The sequence below is a fragment of the Streptomyces sp. NPDC042100 genome (assembly GCF_055582325.1).
The window spans coordinates 154,845-170,750 of the sequence record NZ_JBVJDK010000012.1 but is presented as its reverse complement, the minus strand read 5'-3'; the positions used below and the strand labels follow the sequence as shown (position 1 = coordinate 170,750).

The 15,906-nt window shown below is 75.0% G+C and carries 13 protein-coding genes; 4 read left to right on the top strand and 9 right to left on the bottom strand.

What is annotated here, in order from left to right:
* Nucleotides 1-18: 18 nt before the first annotated feature.
* From ACZ6J5_RS26350 to ACZ6J5_RS26310, 9 genes are all read right to left on the bottom strand, one after another.
* Nucleotides 19-654, bottom strand: a complete 636-nt coding sequence (locus tag ACZ6J5_RS26350) for a response regulator (protein WP_469395506.1) — start codon at nt 652-654, stop codon at nt 19-21.
* Nucleotides 647-1,963: a sensor histidine kinase gene (locus ACZ6J5_RS26345; RefSeq protein ID WP_469395504.1), complete on the bottom strand. Its 1,317-nt coding sequence runs from the start codon at nt 1,961-1,963 to the stop codon at nt 647-649. Before ACZ6J5_RS26345 ends, ACZ6J5_RS26350 begins: the two co-directional genes overlap by 8 nt.
* Entirely contained in the window at nt 1,960-2,706 is a 747-nt protein-coding gene (locus ACZ6J5_RS26340) for an ABC transporter permease (RefSeq protein WP_469395501.1), read from the bottom strand. Before ACZ6J5_RS26340 ends, ACZ6J5_RS26345 begins: the two co-directional genes overlap by 4 nt.
* Nucleotides 2,703-3,605, bottom strand: coding sequence for an ABC transporter ATP-binding protein (locus tag ACZ6J5_RS26335; RefSeq protein ID WP_469395500.1), 903 nt, complete (start codon nt 3,603-3,605; stop codon nt 2,703-2,705). Before ACZ6J5_RS26335 ends, ACZ6J5_RS26340 begins: the two co-directional genes overlap by 4 nt.
* A gap of 194 nt (nt 3,606-3,799) precedes the next feature.
* Nucleotides 3,800-5,212 (bottom strand): FtsW/RodA/SpoVE family cell cycle protein, encoded by a 1,413-nt coding sequence (locus ACZ6J5_RS26330; RefSeq protein ID WP_469395498.1) that lies wholly within the window; start codon nt 5,210-5,212, stop codon nt 3,800-3,802.
* Entirely contained in the window at nt 5,200-6,513 is a 1,314-nt protein-coding gene (locus tag ACZ6J5_RS26325; RefSeq protein ID WP_469395495.1) for an LCP family protein, read from the bottom strand. Before ACZ6J5_RS26325 ends, ACZ6J5_RS26330 begins: the two co-directional genes overlap by 13 nt.
* Nucleotides 6,514-6,570: 57 nt before the next feature.
* Nucleotides 6,571-7,992 carry a sensor histidine kinase gene (locus ACZ6J5_RS26320; RefSeq protein ID WP_469395493.1) on the bottom strand — a complete coding sequence of 474 codons (1,422 nt, stop codon included), beginning with the start codon at nt 7,990-7,992 and terminating at the stop codon, nt 6,571-6,573.
* Entirely contained in the window at nt 7,985-8,662 is a 678-nt protein-coding gene (locus ACZ6J5_RS26315) for a response regulator transcription factor (protein ID WP_469395491.1), read from the bottom strand. The genes ACZ6J5_RS26320 and ACZ6J5_RS26315 overlap by 8 nt, the downstream gene beginning before the upstream one ends.
* Nucleotides 8,663-8,734: 72 nt before the next feature.
* Entirely contained in the window at nt 8,735-10,285 is a 1,551-nt protein-coding gene (locus ACZ6J5_RS26310; protein WP_469395489.1) for an MFS transporter, read from the bottom strand.
* Between the two features lie 126 nt (nt 10,286-10,411).
* Between ACZ6J5_RS26310 and ACZ6J5_RS26305 the strand changes: the two genes are divergently transcribed.
* From ACZ6J5_RS26305 to ACZ6J5_RS26290, 4 genes are all read left to right on the top strand, one after another.
* Nucleotides 10,412-11,320, top strand: coding sequence for a TetR/AcrR family transcriptional regulator C-terminal domain-containing protein (locus ACZ6J5_RS26305; RefSeq protein ID WP_469395487.1), 909 nt, complete (start codon nt 10,412-10,414; stop codon nt 11,318-11,320).
* A 205-nt stretch (nt 11,321-11,525) separates the two neighbouring features.
* Nucleotides 11,526-13,547, top strand: a complete 2,022-nt coding sequence (locus ACZ6J5_RS26300; protein ID WP_469395485.1) for a M4 family metallopeptidase — start codon at nt 11,526-11,528, stop codon at nt 13,545-13,547.
* 105 nt (nt 13,548-13,652) lie between these two features.
* Nucleotides 13,653-14,309: a response regulator gene (locus tag ACZ6J5_RS26295; protein ID WP_469395484.1), complete on the top strand. Its 657-nt coding sequence runs from the start codon at nt 13,653-13,655 to the stop codon at nt 14,307-14,309.
* Nucleotides 14,302-15,855 carry a sensor histidine kinase gene (locus ACZ6J5_RS26290; RefSeq protein ID WP_469395482.1) on the top strand — a complete coding sequence of 518 codons (1,554 nt, stop codon included), beginning with the start codon at nt 14,302-14,304 and terminating at the stop codon, nt 15,853-15,855. The genes ACZ6J5_RS26295 and ACZ6J5_RS26290 overlap by 8 nt, the downstream gene beginning before the upstream one ends.
* Nucleotides 15,856-15,906: the final 51 nt, after the last annotated feature.

Below are 15,906 nucleotides of genomic sequence, written 5' to 3'. Positions count from 1 at the left end.
CGGCGTTCGGTGCGGCGGTCAGCCGAGGATGCCCCGCTGGTAGCCGACGGCGACGGCCGCCGCGCGGTCCTTGGCGCCGAGCTTGGCGTAGATATGGGTCAGGTGGGTCTTGACGGTGGCCTCGCTGATGAAGAGCTCGGCGGCGATCTCGCGGTTGGAGGTGCCCCGGGCGACGAGTTCGAGGACCTCCCTCTCGCGGGCGGACAGGCTCTCGTCGGCGGGGGCGGCGGGGGTGCGGACGCGGGTGACGAGCCGGCCGGCGACGGCCGGGGAGAGCACGGTGCGGCCCTCGGCGGCGGCCCGGACGGCGGCGAACAGCTCCTCGCGGGGCGCGTCCTTGAGGAGGTAGCCGGTGGCGCCCGCCTCGATCGCGGGCAGGGTGTCGGTGTCGGTGTCGTACGTGGTGAGGACGAGGACCCGGGCGCGGGCGCCGTGCCGGACGAGGGCGCCGATCGCCTCGACGCCGCCCCCGCCGGGCATCCGCAGGTCCATGAGGACGACGTCGGGGTCGAGGCGCAGGGCGAGCGCGACGCCCGCGACGCCGTCGGCCGCCTCGCCGAGGACGCGGAAGCCGGGGTCGCTCTCGAACATGCCGCGCAGGCCGTCGCGGACGACGGGGTGGTCGTCGACGAGCAGGAGGGTGATCTCAGTCATGGGGCGCCAACGGTACGCGAGCGCTGACCGCCGTGCCCCGGCCGGGCTCGGCCTCCAGGGTGAGGGCGCCCGCGAGGCGTTCGGCGCGGGCCCGCATCCCGGCGAGGCCGAAGCCGCCGGTGCGGTCGCGGGCGGGGAGGGCGGCCGGGTCGAAGCCCCGGCCGTCGTCGCGTACGTCCAGGGTGATCTCGTCGCCCATGTAGGAGAGGGTGACACCGGCGCGGGTGGCGCCGGAGTGCTTCTCGGCGTTGGCGAGGGCCTCCTGGGCGATCCGCAGCAGGGTGGCGGCGATCTCCTCGTGCAGCGGGTGCTCGGTGCCGGTGACGGTGAACCGGGCGTCGACGCCGGTGCGTTCGGCCCAGTCGGCGACGGTGCCGCGCAGCGCGTCGGGGAGGGTGGCGTGGGCGAGGGCGACGGGGCTGAGGTTCTGCACCGAGCGGCGGGCCTCGCCGAGGCTGTGCCGGGCGAGGTCGGCGGCGCGCCGCAGCCTGGTCTCGGCCTGGACGGGGTCGGTGGTGGCGCCGACCGCCTGGAGCTGGGCGATGACGCCGGCCAGGCCCTGGGCGATGGTGTCGTGGATCTCGGCGGCGAGCCGGCGCCGTTCGTCGGCGACGCCGGCCTCGCGGGCCTGGACGAGGAGCTGGGCCTGGAGGGCGGCGTTCTCCTCCAGGGCCTCTTCGAGCCGGGCGTTGGCGCGGGCCAGTTCCTCGATGGTGGCGGCGCGTTCGCGGGCCTTCTCGGCGTCCTTGACGCCGAGGTGGGACAGGCCGACGGCGAGGCAGCCGTTGAGGACGAAGAGGCCCGCGAAGGCGACCGCCTGCGTGAGGCTCCGGGGCGGCAGGCCGCCGGACTGGGAGCCGGCGAGGGTGAGGGCGACGGCGAGGAGTCCGGCGCGGACGGCTGCGGGCCGGGGCGGCAGGAGGTGGGCGGCGTCGAAGTAGCCGACGCAGGCGAAGACGGCGAAGAAGGGGTTGGTCCAGGTGAGCGCGAAGCCGAGGGCGGTGCGCAGCGTGAAGTAGACGACGGAGGCGGGCCCGGGGGCGCCGGGGACGTGGAGGACGGGCAGCGGGTCGGCGGGCTCGTCCCCGGCCGCCCGCTGGTGGGCGTGCCACCAGAACTGGAGGGCGAGGACGGCGCCGGAGAGGGTGCCGGCGACGACGGCGCGGGGGGCGGTCATCAGGTCCCCGGCGGAGGCCGCGGCGAGCATCCCGGCCACGGCGAGCAGCCCGTACGGTCCCCAGCGGAAGAACTGCTGCCAGCGTTCCTCGACCGTCGTCTGCGCGGTCACCCGGTCCCCCTCGTCCCTCATTCCCAGCGGAACTTCCGGACCGCCGCCGCCGTGAGCGCCGCCGTCCACACGGCCATCACGCCGAGCGGTCCCCAGCCGGGCCAGCCGCCGCCCGCCGCCGCGTCCAGGGCCGTGGAGGCGGCGCCGTACGGGCTGAAGCCGACGATCTCGCGCAGCGTATCCGGCATGGACTGGACGGGCAGCCAGACTCCGGCGGTGAACATCGAGGGGAAGAAGACGGCGGAGCCGACGGCGGTGGCGATCTTCTGGGTGCGGGAGACCGCGCAGACGGCGGCGCCGATGGCGAGGGCGCAGCCGGTGGCGAGCAGCAGCGCGAGGAGGTAGCCGGCCGGGGCGGCGGGCAGGGCGACGCCGAAGGCGAGCCGCCCGATCCCGATGGCGAGCAGCGCGGAGAGCAGGGCGGCCCCGCCGTGCAGCACGAGCTGGGCGGTGAGCAGGGTCGCGGGCCGGACCGGGGTGGTGGACATCCGGCGCAGGATGCCGCGTTCGCGGTAGCCGGCGAGGACCGGGGGCATGGCCTGGAGCCCGGCCATGATGAGCGCGAAGAGCACGGAGACGGGCACGTACACGTCGATCACCCGGCGGCCGCCGAGTTCGGCGACGGGTTCGCGGAAGGAGGGGATCGAGCCGAGGACGGCGAGCAGCACGGTCGGCGAGGCCATCACCCAGAACAGGGCGGCGGGTTCGCGGCCGAAGAGCCGGATCTCGGTACGCAGGACGGTGCGGGCGGCGGCGGTGGTCACTGGTCGGCTCCGGTCAGGTCGAGGTAGGCGTCGTCGAGGGTGGTGTCGGAGACCCGCAGTCCCCGGGCGGTGACGCCGCGGCGGGCGAGCAGCGGGACGAAGGCGTCGACGGTGGCGTCGTCGCCGGTGAGGACGGTCCGCCCGGCGGCGGTCTCGACGCTCACGGCGCCGGGCAGGGCGAGCAGTTCGGCGGGGTCCAGCGGGGTGTCGGCGGCGAAGGAGACGGTGCGGGCGGCGCCGGCCCGGCGGATGAGCCCGGCGGGGGTGTCGAGGGCGGTGACCCGGCCCTGGTCGATGACGGCGACGCGGTCGCAGAGGCGCTGGGCCTCCTCCATGAAGTGGGTGACGAGCAGCACGGTGACCCCGGAGCGCCGGATGTCCTCGACGAGGGCCCAGGTGTCCCGGCGGCCGCGCGGGTCGAGTCCGGTGGTGAGCTCGTCGAGGACGACCGCGCGGGGGGCGCCGACGAGGGCGAGGGCGATGAAGAGCCGCTGGCGCTGCCCGCCGGAGAGCTTGGCGTAGCGGGCGCCGAGCTGTCCTTCGAGGCCGAGCCGTTCGGCCAGGGACCGCCAGTCGGCGGGGCGCTCGTAGAAGGAGGCGTACAGTTCGAGCGCCTCGCGGACGGTGAGCTTGGCCTGGAGCTCGCTCTGCTGGAGCTGGATGCCGAGCAGGCGGGTGACGTCGGCGTGCCGGGCGACGGGGTCGAGCCCGGCGACGCGCACGGTGCCGCCGTCCGGGGCCCGCAGTCCGGCGACGCACTCCACCGTGGTGGTCTTCCCGGCGCCGTTGGGGCCGAGGATCCCGAAGATCTCCCCCTCCTCGACGGCGAAGCTCACGCCGTCGACGGCCTTGCGGGCGCCGTAGGCCTTGTGCAGGTCCTGTACCTCGATCATGGGCATGACCCAAGACTCGCGAGAACGCGCTCCCGCCGGTATCGGCCGTCCCGCTCGGCCTCCGGTCAGCCGATCGGCTGATGGCCGGGCACCACATGGCGGAGGCCGGGGGTCAGCCACGGGCCCGGACCGGCGCCGTGGCAGAGGCCGGGCGTCGGCCGCGGGCCCCGGACCGGTGCCGTGGCGGAGGCCGGGGGGGGTCAGCCGCGGGCCCGGACCGGTGCCGTGGCGGGCCCGTGGCCGGTCCCCGGCTCCGGGGGCGGTGGCGTCGCCGGCAGGGGCTCGGGGGCCCGGTCGCTCACCCGTAGCAGCAGCGCGATCAGCACCCAGCCGGCGACCAGGGACGAGCCGCCCTTGGCGAGGAAGGGCAGCGCCTTGCCGGTCATCGGGATCAGTCCGAGCACGCCGCCCGCGACGACGAACACCTGGAGGACGAGCGCGGCGGACAGGCCGACGGCCAGCAGCTTGCCGAAGGGGTCGGTCACCACGAGGGCCGTCTTCAGGCCGCGCTGCACCAGCAGTCCGTACAGCACCAGGATCGCCATGGTGCCGGCCAGGCCCAGTTCCTCGCCGACGGTGGTGAGGATGAAGTCGCTGCGGCCCGCGAAGCCGATGAGTTCGGGGTGGCCGAGGCCCAGGCCGGTGCCGGTGACGCCGCCGCTGCCGAAGCCGAAGAGCGCCTGGGCGGCCTGGTCGGAGATCAGGCCCGCGGGTCGCTCTTCGACCGGGAGGTAGATGTCCATGGGGTGCAGCCAGGCCATCACACGGCCCTTGACGTGCGGTTCGGTGACCCCGACGGCGAACGCGCCGACGGCCGCCATCAGCAGGCCGCACACGATCCAGCTGGTGCGCTCGGTGGCGACGTAGAGCATCACCACGAACATGCCGAAGAAGATCAGCGAGGTGCCCAGGTCGCGTTCGAAGATCAGCACCAGCAGGCTGATCAGCCAGACGGTGACGATCGGCCCGAACTGCCGTCCGGGCGGCAGCCGGACGCCGAGGACCTTGCGGCCGGTGAGGGCGAGCGCGTCGCGGTGGAGGACCAGGTGTCCGGCGAAGAACACCGCGATCATGATCTTGACGTACTCGCCGGGCTGGAAGGACAGCGGCCCCAGGTAGATCCACCGCTTGGCGCCGTAGGTGTCGCCGGGGAAGAACGCGGGCGCGAGCAGCAGCACCAGCGCCACCGCCATCGTCAGGTACAGATAGCGGCGCAGGTGGCGGTGGTCGCGCACGAGGACCAGCACGGCCACGCACACCGCGACCCCGACGACCGACCACAGGAGCTGCCCGGGCGCGGTCGGGTCCGAGCCGAACCGCTTCTCGTACGTGATGTCCAGGCGGTGCAGCAGGACGAGGCCGATGCCGGTCAGCAGCACCGCGATGGGCAGGATCAGCGGGTCGGCGCGCGGCGCCCAGCGGCGTACGGCCAGGTGGGCGGTGAGCGCGAGGAGCAGCATGGCGGCGGCGAACCCGGGGAGTCCGTCGGCGGGCGACTCGGTCATCGCGGCGCCGACGCACACGTACCCGTAGACCGGGATGCCGACGGCGAACAGCAGCAGGACGGCCTCGGCGCGGCGGCGCGCGGCGAGCGCGGTGGTCAGTCCACGCACGGGATGCCCCCGCCGTCCAGGGTGCGCACGCCGTCGTCGTCCCCGCCGCCCGTGGGCTTCGGGGCGGGCTCCTTGGACCGCCCGGCCCCTTCCGCGCCCGGCGTGGCCGACGGGGCCGGTGGGGCGGACCTGGCCTTCGCCAGCTTGCTGCGCACCACTTCCTGCACCCGTGCCACGTCGACGATGTTGACGTCCTCACCGTTGTGCTTGCCGAAGGCGGCGATGGGCAGGGTGGCGAACTCGACGTTCCCGCCGGAGAGGTTCTTGGCCTGCTCGATGAACGACAGCAGGTCCCAGCCCTCGTCGGTGACGAGGTCCTTCTTGGCGGTGTCGAGGAGCTTGACGAGCTTGACGGGGTCGGTGAAGGTGCCCACGGAGTTCAGCTGGTGCGCGGCGGAGGCGAGGAAGGCCTGCTGGCGGCGGGTGCGGTCGAGGTCGCCGCGCGGCAGCCCGTGGCGCTGGCGGACGAAGGCGAGCGCCTGCTGCCCGTCGAGGGTCTGGTGTCCGGCGGGGAAGTCGGCGCCGGAGTAGCGGTCCTTGACCGCCTTGTTGAGGCAGACGGGGACGCCGCCGAGGGCGTCGGCGATGTGGAAGAAGCCGGCCAGGTTGACCTCGGCGAAGTGGTCGATCGGCACGCCGAGGAAGTCGCGTACGGTGCGGATCTCGGCCTTGCGGCCCGCCTCGCGGCCCTCGTGCTCCAGCTTGCGCTTGTCGGTGACGCCCTGCGCGGCGAGCCGCTGTTCGGTCGCGTACTTGGCGAGGCCGTACGCCTTCTTGATCTTGTCCTTGCCGTGTCCGGGCACTCCGGTGAGCTCGACGAGGTCGTCGCGCGGGACGGAGAAGGCGGTGGCCCGGGAGCCGTCGCCGGGCACGTGCAGCAGGATCAGGGTGTTGGTGTTGTAGCCGCCGATCTCGGAGCTGCCGGCGTGGAGCTTGTCGAGGACCTCCTCGGGCAGCTCCTCGCCGTTGTTGTCCTTGCGGCTGTCCAGGCCCATCAGCAGGATGTTGGTGTCGCCGGCCTTCGAGCGGGGCGCGCCGTCGGCCAGGGCCTTGGAGCTGCCGATGCTGCGCGTGAGGTCCCGGTACACGTACCAGCCCCCGGCGGCGGCGAGGAAGGCGGCGGTCAGGCCCGTGCACAGCAGCGCCCGGACGATCCGGAACCTTCTCGACCGGGGCCGCCCGCGCGCACGGCTCCTCGCGCCGGCCGGCCCGGCCCCGGCGGCGGACCCAGCCCCGGCGGCGGTCTTCCGGTGCGCGTTCCGGTCGGCCTTCTCGGTGTGCTTCGCCCGGCGGTGTTTCATACCGCACGATCCTGGGAGCGCGGCCCTGAAGGATTCCTGAAGGTCCTGAAGTCCCGCTCAGGAACGCCGCGGCATCCGGTCGCCGCCGCCCGGCAGCGTCGCCACCAGCCGCGCGCCGCGCGGGCTGTCGGCGACGACCAGGTCCCCGCCGTGGGCCCGGGCGATGTCGCGGGCGATGGCGAGGCCCAGACCGGTGCCGCCGCTGCCCCGGGTGCGGGCGGCGTCGAGGCGGGCGAAGCGCTCGAAGACGTACGCGCGGGCGTCGGGCGGGATGCCGGGGCCGTCGTCCGTGACCTCCAGGACCGGGGTGGCGTCCTCCAGGGCGGCCCGCACCCGCACCTCGGCGGTGGCGTGCCGCAGCGCGTTGTCGACCAGGTTGGCGAGGAGCCGCTCCAGCTGGGCGGGGTCGCCGCGCACCGGTACGGGCGTGTCCGCGTCGACCACGAGCCGGACGCGCGCGGCGCCGCGCCGGGCCGCGTCCTCGGCGGCGAGCAGGGCGAGGTCGACGGGCTCGTCGCGCACGGCGGGCCGGGCGTCGAGCCGGGCGAGGAGCAGCAGGTCGGCGGCGACCTGCTGGAGGCGCTCGGTGTCGGCGAGGGCGGCGCGGACGGCGGCCTCGTCGGGGTCGGCGAGAGCGACCTCCAGGCGGGAGCGGACGGCGGCGATGGGGCCGCGCAGCTCGTGGGAGGCGTCGGCGACGAAGCGGCGCTGCTGGCCGACGGACTGCTCCAGGCGGTCCAGGGTGGTGTTGACGGTACGGGCGAGCAGGGCGATCTCGTCGCCGCCGGGCGGTTCGGGGACCCGCCGGTCCAGTTCGCGGGCGGTGACGGCGTCGAGTTCGGCGCGGATCGCGGCGACCGGGCGCATGGCGGCCCCGGTGACGGCCCAGGCGAGGGCGGCGGCGAGCGCGATGAGCAGCGGGGCGGTGGCGAGCAGGACCCAGCCGATGGCCCCGGTGGCGGCGTCGACGTCGCTGAGGACGGTCATGCCGTAGACGTAGCGGGCCTCGCCGTCCGGGGTGGTGGCGCGGATGACGACGAGGTCGCGGCGTTCGCCGCCGGGCAGGATGCGGGTGGCGCCGTCCTCGCCGGGCGGCGGGCGGAAGCCGGCCAGCTCGGGGGTGGGCGTGGTGTCGCGGGTGGCGGCGACCACCTGGCCCCTGGTGTCGAGGACGACGACCAGGTCGACGCCGCCCTCGGGCGCGGGCAGCCGGGCGGGCAGGTGGCCGGTGTCGGCCTGGGCGGCGACCTTGCGGGCGGCGAGTTCGGTGCGGCCGTTGGCGTTCTCCAGGAGGTTGGCGCGCAGCACGGTGTGGAGCCAGGCGCCGCCGACGGAGAGGAGCAGGGCCATGGCGAGGGCGGCCGCCGCCGCGCTGCGGCCCCGCACGGTCCGGGGCGGCCCGACGAAGCGCGGGCGGGCGAGGCGCGGGCGGCCCGTGCGCGGGCGGCGGGGCGGTGCCGTGGGCCGGTCGTCAGCCACCGTCGGGGGCCATGCGGTAGCCGGTGCCGTGGACGGTGAGCAGGGAGCGCCGCCCGAACGGGGCGTCGATCTTCTTGCGCAGCGAGGAGACGTACACCTCGACGATGTTGGGGTCGACGGTGGTGGGGGTGTCCCAGACCTCGTCGAGGATGTCCTGCTTGGCGACGGCGCGTCCGGCGTGGGCGAGCAGACAGGCGAGGACGCCCATCTCGCGGGCGGTGAGCTCGATCTCCGTGCCGCCCCGGCGGCAGCGGCGGCCGACGACGTCGAGGGTGAGGTCCCCGGCCTGCAGGGTGCGGTCCTCGCGGGCGCCGCCCCGGCGGCCGAGCGCGCGCAGGCGGGCGAGGAGGACGACGAAGGAGAAGGGCTTGGTGAGGTAGTCGTCGGCCCCGGTGTCCAGGCCCTCGGCCTCGTCGTACTCGCCGTCCTTGGCGGTGAGCATGAGCACGGGCGTGCGTTCGCCGAGGCGGCGCAGCCGGGCGCAGACCTGGTAGCCGTTGAGCCCGGGCAGCATCAGGTCGAGGACCACCGCGTCGTAGCCCCCGCCGAGGGCGAGCTCCAGGCCGCGGTGCCCGTCGTGGGCGAGGTCGACCCAGTGCCCCTCGGCGGACAGGCCGCGCCGCAGCGAGTCGGCCAGGCTCTCGTCGTCCTCCACCACCAGGATGCGCATCCGTCCAGCTTCACATAAGCGGACGGGGACGCGTCAAACGGTGGGAAACACAGGGAAGGGGATCATTCGCCCTCACCTCGCCTGGACGCCGAGGTGCCGGCCCTTCCCTCGCAGCAGCCCGTACGCGAGCGCCGCCGCGACCAGCATCAGCAGCGCCGCCCCGCCCGCCGCGGCGGCGAGGGACTCGGTGAAGGCCGCGCGGGCGGCGGACAGGACGGGCCCGGGGGCGCCGAGGGCCCCGCCGAGGGTCTCGCGGGCGGCGGCGGGCGCCCCGGCGGGCATGGCCGAGGTGTAGACGGCGCCGCCGAGGGCGCCGAGGAGCGCCATGCCGAGGGCGCCGCCGAGCTCCTGCCCCGATTCGAGGACCGCGGCGGCGGCCCCGGCGCGCTCGACGGGCGCGGCGCCGAGGGCGAGCTCGTTGCCGAGGTTCATGGCGGAGACCAGCCCGCCCGCGTATCCGGCGCTCGCGGCGAGCACGGCCCACAGCGGGGTGCCGAGGTCGGTGCGGGCGAGCAGCGCGAAGCAGCCGGCGGCGAGGAGCAGGCCGCCGGTCATGACGTACGCCCGGTCGACGCTCCGGGCGAGCGCCGCGGCGAGGGGTGCGGCGCCCAGGACGCCGAGGGTGGGCAGCAGGCTCCACAGGGCGGCCTCGAAGGGGCTCTGGCCGAGGATGGACTGGAGGTACTGGGTGGTGAAGACGGCGAAGCCGACGATCGCCGCCATGGCGAGCAGGTTGACGAGGACGGAGCCGCCGTAGGCGGGCCGGCGCAGCAGGGCGAGGTCGACCATGGGCCGGGCGATCCGGTTCTGGCGGCGCAGGAAGACGGCGCCGGCGGCCAGCCCGGCGAGGACGGCGAGGGCGGCGCCGGGCGACCAGCCGTCCCTGGCGAACTCCTTGACGCCGTAGACGGCGGGCAGCACCGCGCCGAGGGAGAGCAGCGCGCTCCAGCCGTCGAGGCGGCCGGGCGCGCCGCCGTGGGACCCGGCGCCGCGGGACCCGGACCGCCCGGTCCCGGCGCCGCGTCCGGCGGGCAGCAGGAGGGGGCCGAGGACCAGCAGCAGGGCCATGGCGGGGAGGTTGACGAGGAAGACCGAGCCCCACCAGAAGTGTGCGAGGAGCGCGCCGCTGAGGACGGGCCCGAGGGAGACGCCGCCGGCCAGGACGGCGGTCCAGGCGGTGACGGCCTTGGCGCGCTGGGTCTCGTCGCGGAAGAGGGTGCGGATCATCGCGAGGGTGGCGGGCATCAGGCAGGCGCCGCCGACGCCGAGGAGGGCACGGGCGGCGATGAGCGCGCCGGCGCCGTCGGCGAGGGCGGCGGCGCAGGAGGCGAGGCCGAAGAGGGCGGCGCCGCCGAGGAGGAGCCGGCGGTGGCCGATCCGGTCGGCGAGGGCGCCCATGGTGACGAGGAGTCCGGCGAGGACGAAGCCGTACACGTCGAGGATCCACAGCTGGGCGGTGGCGCCGGGGCGGAGTTCGGCCGCGATGGCGGGGAGGGCGAAGTAGAGGACGGAGACGTCCATGGAGACGAGGAGCAGGGGCAGCATCAGGACGGCGAGGGCGGTCCATTCGCGGCGGCCGGCGAGCGGGTCGCCGGCGGCGCGGGGCGGGGTGGCGAGCGTCATGGGGGCACGGAAGCAGCGCACCGGACGGGCCGCCATCCTCGCCCTAGCGCACCGCCGTTCCGGAGGGAGAAGCCGCAGGTCAGATGGGTGTACACCCTTCTTGGTGCACTAGTACACTCCGCGCCCATGAGCAGCCGTCCGCCGTATCTGTCCATCGCCGCCGAGATCGGCCGCCGGATCCGGTCCGGGGAGCTGGCGCCCGGGGAGCGGGTGCCGTCGACGCGGGCGATCACCCGCGAGTGGGGCGTGGCGATGGCGACGGCGTCGAAGGCGCTCGCGGCGCTGCGCCGGGAGGGCCTGGTGCGGCCGGAGCCGGGGGTCGGCACGGTGGTGGTGGACCCGGCGGCGTATCCGGGGGCGGGCCCGGCGGGCGGGCTGTCGCGGGAGCGGATCGTGGCGGCGGCGGTGGCGCTGGCGGACGCGGAGGGGCTCGGCGCGCTGACGATGCGGCGGCTGGCGACGGCGCTGTCGGTGTCGACGACGGCCCTGTACCGGCACGTGCCGGGGCGGGACGAGCTGGTGCGGCTGATGGCGGACGCGGTGTGCGCGGAGGTGCCGCTGGGTCCGGTGCCGGCCCAGTGGCGGCCGGGCCTCGAACGGGCGGCGCGCTGGCTGTACGGGGTGTACGCGCGGCACGGGTGGATGGCGCACGCGATGGCGGGCTTCGTGCGGCCGGTGGCGGCGCCGCACGCGATGGCGTACGCGGAGTGGGTGCTGGGGGCGCTGCGGTCCACGCCGCTGACGGCGGAGCGGAAGCTGTCCACCCATCTGACGCTCCTCGCCTTTGTCCAAGGGATGGGAATGGCGGGCGATCTGGAGGCGCGGGCGCGGCAGGACTCGGGGCTCTCCGGGGACGAGTGGATGGATCAGAATGAGCCACGGTTCGATGCGATCCAGTCCGCCGGAACGTACCCCTCCCTGCACGCCCTCGCAGGGGAACTGGCGTTCCCACTGAGCCTGGAGTCTCTCTTTGAATTCGGCCTCGGGAGAACGCTGGACGGCATCGCGACCATGATCGACGAAACGTCCGCTTAACGAACAGTGACCTTCGAACTGCGGAGCGTTTCCGGCCAACTTGTTGACGCGCTCCTGACAGATGGCGGTCACGGCTGCCAATCTCTCCCCCGGCTCTTCGCACCAATGTCCAGCGCATCACCCGAACGTGCTCCACAGCTCTGCTTGCTCAGCCCGGGCGGCGCCACCCAGTGCTCCCGGTACCCCCCTCGCAAAAGGAGTCTGCGTGAGATCCACGCCCAGCCGTCGCGCCACCGCGACCGGCGCCCTGATCGCTGCCGCCGCCATGCTCACCGTCGGCGTCCAGACCGGTTCCGCCACCGCCGACCAGTTCGGCGCCGCCCCCAAGGCGCAGGTCGCCTCGCAGGCGAACCCCGGCAAGCTGCCGGCCGACCTCTCCCCGGCCCAGCGCGCCGCGCTGATCCGCGCCGCCCAGGCGGACACCGCCGCGGAGGCCAAGCGCCTCGGCCTCGGCGCCCAGGAGAAGCTGGTCGTCCGCGACGTCATCCAGGACCGCGACGGCTCCACCCACACGCGGTACGAGCGCACCTTCGCGGGCCTCCCGGTCCTCGGTGGCGACCTCATCGTCGAGGAGACCAAGGCGGGCGCAACCACGTCCGTCACCAAGGCCACCCGCGCCGACATCACCAAGGTCGACACGGCCGCCACCCTCGCCCCGGCCGCCGCCGAGCGCCAGGCGCTGGGCCGCGCGAGCGCCGAGGGCTCCAAGAGCACCAAGGCCGACCGTGCCCCGCGCAAGGTCGTCTGGGCCGCCAACGGCACCCCCGTCCTCGCGTACGAGACCGTCATCGGCGGCCTCCAGCACGACGGCACGCCGAACCAGCTGCACGTGATCACGGACGCCAAGACCGGCGCCAAGCTGTTCGAGTGGCAGGGCATCGAGAACGGTGTCGGCAACACGATGTACAGCGGCCAGGTCACCCTGGGCACCGCCCCGTCGTACACGCTGACGGACACCGCGCGCGGCAACCACAAGACGTACAACCTCAACGGTGGTTCGTCGGGCACCGGCACGCTGTTCTCGAACACGACCGACACCTGGGGCAACGGCACCGCCTCCAACAAGGAGACGGCCGGCGCGGACGCCCACTACGGTGCGGCGCTCACCTGGGACTACTACAAGAACGTCTACGGCCGCAGCGGCATCCGCGGCGACGGCGTCGGCGCGTACTCCCGCGTCCACTACGGCAACGCGTACGTCAACGCGTTCTGGGACGACTCCTGCTTCTGCATGACCTACGGCGACGGACAGGGCAACACCAAGCCCCTGACCTCCATCGACGTGGCCGCGCACGAGATGACGCACGGCGTCACCTCCAACACGGCCGGCCTGGTCTACAGCGGCGAGTCCGGCGGCCTCAACGAGGCCACCTCGGACATCATGGCGGCGGCCGTCGAGTTCTACGCCAACAACGCGTCCGACCCGGGTGACTACCTCGTCGGCGAGAAGATCAACATCAACGGCAACGGCACCCCGCTGCGCTACATGGACAAGCCGAGCAAGGACGGCGCGTCCAAGGACGCCTGGTACTCGGGCCTCGGCGGCATCGACGTGCACTACTCGTCGGGTCCCGCCAACCACTTCTTCTACCTGCTGTCCGAGGGCAGCGGCGCGAAGACCATCAACGGCGTGAACTACGACTCGCCCACCTCCGACGGCCTGCCGGTCACCGGCATCGGCCGTGAGAAGGCGGCGCTGATCTGGTTCAAGGCGCTCACCACCAAGTTCAGCTCCAACACCAACTACGCGGCGGCCCGCACCGGCACCGTCGCGGCGGCCACCGACCTCTACGGCGCGAACAGCCCCGAGGTCCTGGCCGTGCAGAACGCCTGGGCCGGCATCAACGTCGGCACCCGTCCCGGCGGCGGCAACCCCGGCGGCACGGTCTTCACCAACGACACCGACGTGTCCATCCCGGACAACGGCGCCGCGGTGACCTCCTCCGTGACCGTCTCCGGCGTCACGGGCAACGCCCCGGCCACCCTCGCCGTCGGCGTGGACATCGTCCACACCTACATCGGCGACCTCATCGTGGACCTCATCGCCCCCGACGGCTCGGTCTACAACCTGCACAACCGCGCCGGCGGCAGCGCCGACAACATCAGCCAGACCTACACCGTGAACGCCTCCTCCGAGGTCGCCAACGGCGTCTGGAAGCTCCGCGTCCAGGACAAGGCCGCGATCGACACCGGCTACATCAACCAGTTCAAGCTCACCTTCCCGTAAGCCGGGAGGGCGCCGGCCCCGGCCGGCGCGAGTGATCGGACAGTGGCAGGACGCCCGGAGGGACCGTTCCCTCCGGGCGTCCGCGCGTCTGCGTAGGGTGGCCGGATGATCAGGGTGCTGCTGGCCGACGACGAGACGATGATCAGGGCAGGGGTCCGGGCCATCCTCGCCGCCGACCCGGGCATCGAGGTGGTCGCCGAGGCGGGCGACGGCCACGAGGCCGTGGAACTGGCCCGGCTGCACCGCCCCGACGTCGTCCTGCTCGACATCCGGATGCCCCGGCTCGACGGGCTCGGCGCCGCCGAGGAGCTGCGGACGGCGGCGCCCGGCACGGCCGTCGTCATGCTCACCACCTTCTCCGAGGACACCTACATCGCCCGGGCCCTCGGCAGCGGCGTCAGCGGCTTCCTGCTCAAGTCCGGCGACCCGCGCGAACTGCTCGCGGGCGTACGGGCGGTCGCCGAGGGCGCCGCCTACCTCTCCCCCGCCGTCGCCCGCCGGGTCCTCGACACCCTCGGTGGCGGGCGCTTCTCCCGCGCCGCCGAGGCCCGCGCGCGCCTGGAGCCGCTGACCGGACGCGAACGCGAGGTGGTCGCGCTCGTCGGGGCGGGGCTGTCCAACCAGGAGATCGCCGGGCGCCTCCACGTCGTCGAGGGCACGGTCAAGGCCCACGTCAGCGCCGTCCTCGGGCGGGTCGGGCTGCGCAACCGGGTGCAGCTCGCGATCCTCGCGTACGAGGCGGGGCTGGTGCCCGGTGCCTGAGCGCGCCCGGGAGCGGGCCTTCGACCTCGCGCTGTGGCTGCTGCTCTGCGTCCCCGTGCTGCTGAAGCCGGACCCGGACGACGGGGGTTCCTGGCCCCGGGTCGCCGCCGGCGCGGCCGTGCTCGCCGTCTGCGTGGCGCTCGGACGGCGGTGGCCCACCGTCCCGCTCGCGCTCGTGGTGGCCGCCTCGCTGGCCACCAGCCCCGAGCTCTTCACCCCCTCGTACACCCTGGCCCTGGTCGCCTTCGGCTATCTCGCCGGACGCCGGGAGGCGGCCGCCCGCCCGGCGCTGTGGCTGTTCGGGGCGGTGCCCGTGGCGGGCCTCGTCCTCGTCCGGCTCACCGGCCGGCCGCTCGGGGTGTGGTTCGCGCTGCTCCTGTCGCTGGCCCTGGCCGTCGTCGCGCCCTGGCTCATCGGGCGCTACGCCCGCCAGTACGACCGGCTGGTGCGCAGCGGCTGGGAGCTGGCCGACCGGATGGAGCGCGAACAGGAGGCCGTCGCCGACCGGGAGCGGCTGCGCGAGCGGTCCCGGATCGCCGGCGACATGCACGACTCGCTCGGCCACGACCTGGCGCTGATCGCGATCCGCGCCGGCGCCCTGGAGGTGGACCCGGCGCTCGGCCCGGACCAGCAGCGGGCGGCGGGCGAGCTGCGCCGGGCGGCGGCCGACGCGACGGGGCGGCTGCGGGACATCATCGGAGTGCTGCGCGAGGGCGACGAGGAGGCGGCCGACGCGCCGGTCGCCCCGGCGGACGAGACCGTCGCCGAACTGGTGGCCCGCGCCCGCGCCTCCGGGATGCCGGTCGGGCTGCGGGAGATCCCGGCGGACGGAGCCGGGGCCGCGCCGCTGCCCGAGATGACCGCGCGGGCCGTGTACCGGGTGGTGCGGGAGGGCCTGACCAACGCGGCCAAACACGCGCCGGGGGCGCCGGTGGAGGTCCGCCTGGAGCGTCCGGAGCACGCCGGGCGGCCCACCGGGACCGTCCGGGTGCGGGTGGTGAGCGGGCCCGCCGGGACCGGGGCGTCCGGTCTCGCCTCGGGCGGCACGGGGCTCGTCGGGCTCGACGAGCGGGTGCGGCTGGCGGGCGGCACGCTCACCCAGCGGGTCACCCCCGGCGGCGGCTTCGAGCTGTCCGCCGCGCTGCCGCCGCACCCGCCCGCGCCGCGCCCCGCCGCGCCCCGCTCGGCGCGGGAGCTGGACCGGGCGCGGCGCGAGGTGCGGCGGGGGCTGGCGCGGGCGATCTGGATCCCGCTGGCGCTGCTGGCGGCGCTGGGGCTGCTGATGGCGGGCGTCGCCCTGTACACCCAGCACCAGTCGTATCTGGAGCCGGAGGACTACGCGGGGATCCGGTTGGGGCAGACCCGCGCGGAGGTGGGCGAGCGGCTGCCCGACCGGCCGCTGGACGGGCGGCCGGCCCGGGCCCCGGCGGAGCCGCCGGGGATGGACGAGTGCCTCTACTACCGGGCGACGATGTTCGCCGCGATCCCGGTGTACCGGCTCTGCTTCCGGGCCGGTCACCTGGCGGACCGGGCGGAGGTCCCGTGAGGCCGGCCCCCGCCCCGTAGCGCCGTGGGGCCGGGGGGCTGGGGGGCTGGG

Coding starts and splice junctions, on each gene's coding strand:
- ACZ6J5_RS26350 (WP_469395506.1), bottom strand. CDS start 654: ATGACTGAGATCACCCTCCTGCTCGTCGACGACCACCCCGTCGTCCGC.
- ACZ6J5_RS26345 (WP_469395504.1), bottom strand. CDS start 1,963: ATGAGGGACGAGGGGGACCGGGTGACCGCGCAGACGACGGTCGAGGAA.
- ACZ6J5_RS26335 (WP_469395500.1), bottom strand. CDS start 3,605: ATGCCCATGATCGAGGTACAGGACCTGCACAAGGCCTACGGCGCCCGC.
- ACZ6J5_RS26325 (WP_469395495.1), bottom strand. CDS start 6,513: ATGAAACACCGCCGGGCGAAGCACACCGAGAAGGCCGACCGGAACGCG.
- ACZ6J5_RS26315 (WP_469395491.1), bottom strand. CDS start 8,662: ATGCGCATCCTGGTGGTGGAGGACGACGAGAGCCTGGCCGACTCGCTG.
- ACZ6J5_RS26310 (WP_469395489.1), bottom strand. CDS start 10,285: ATGACGCTCGCCACCCCGCCCCGCGCCGCCGGCGACCCGCTCGCCGGC.
- ACZ6J5_RS26305 (WP_469395487.1), top strand. CDS start 10,412: ATGAGCAGCCGTCCGCCGTATCTGTCCATCGCCGCCGAGATCGGCCGC.
- ACZ6J5_RS26295 (WP_469395484.1), top strand. CDS start 13,653: ATGATCAGGGTGCTGCTGGCCGACGACGAGACGATGATCAGGGCAGGG.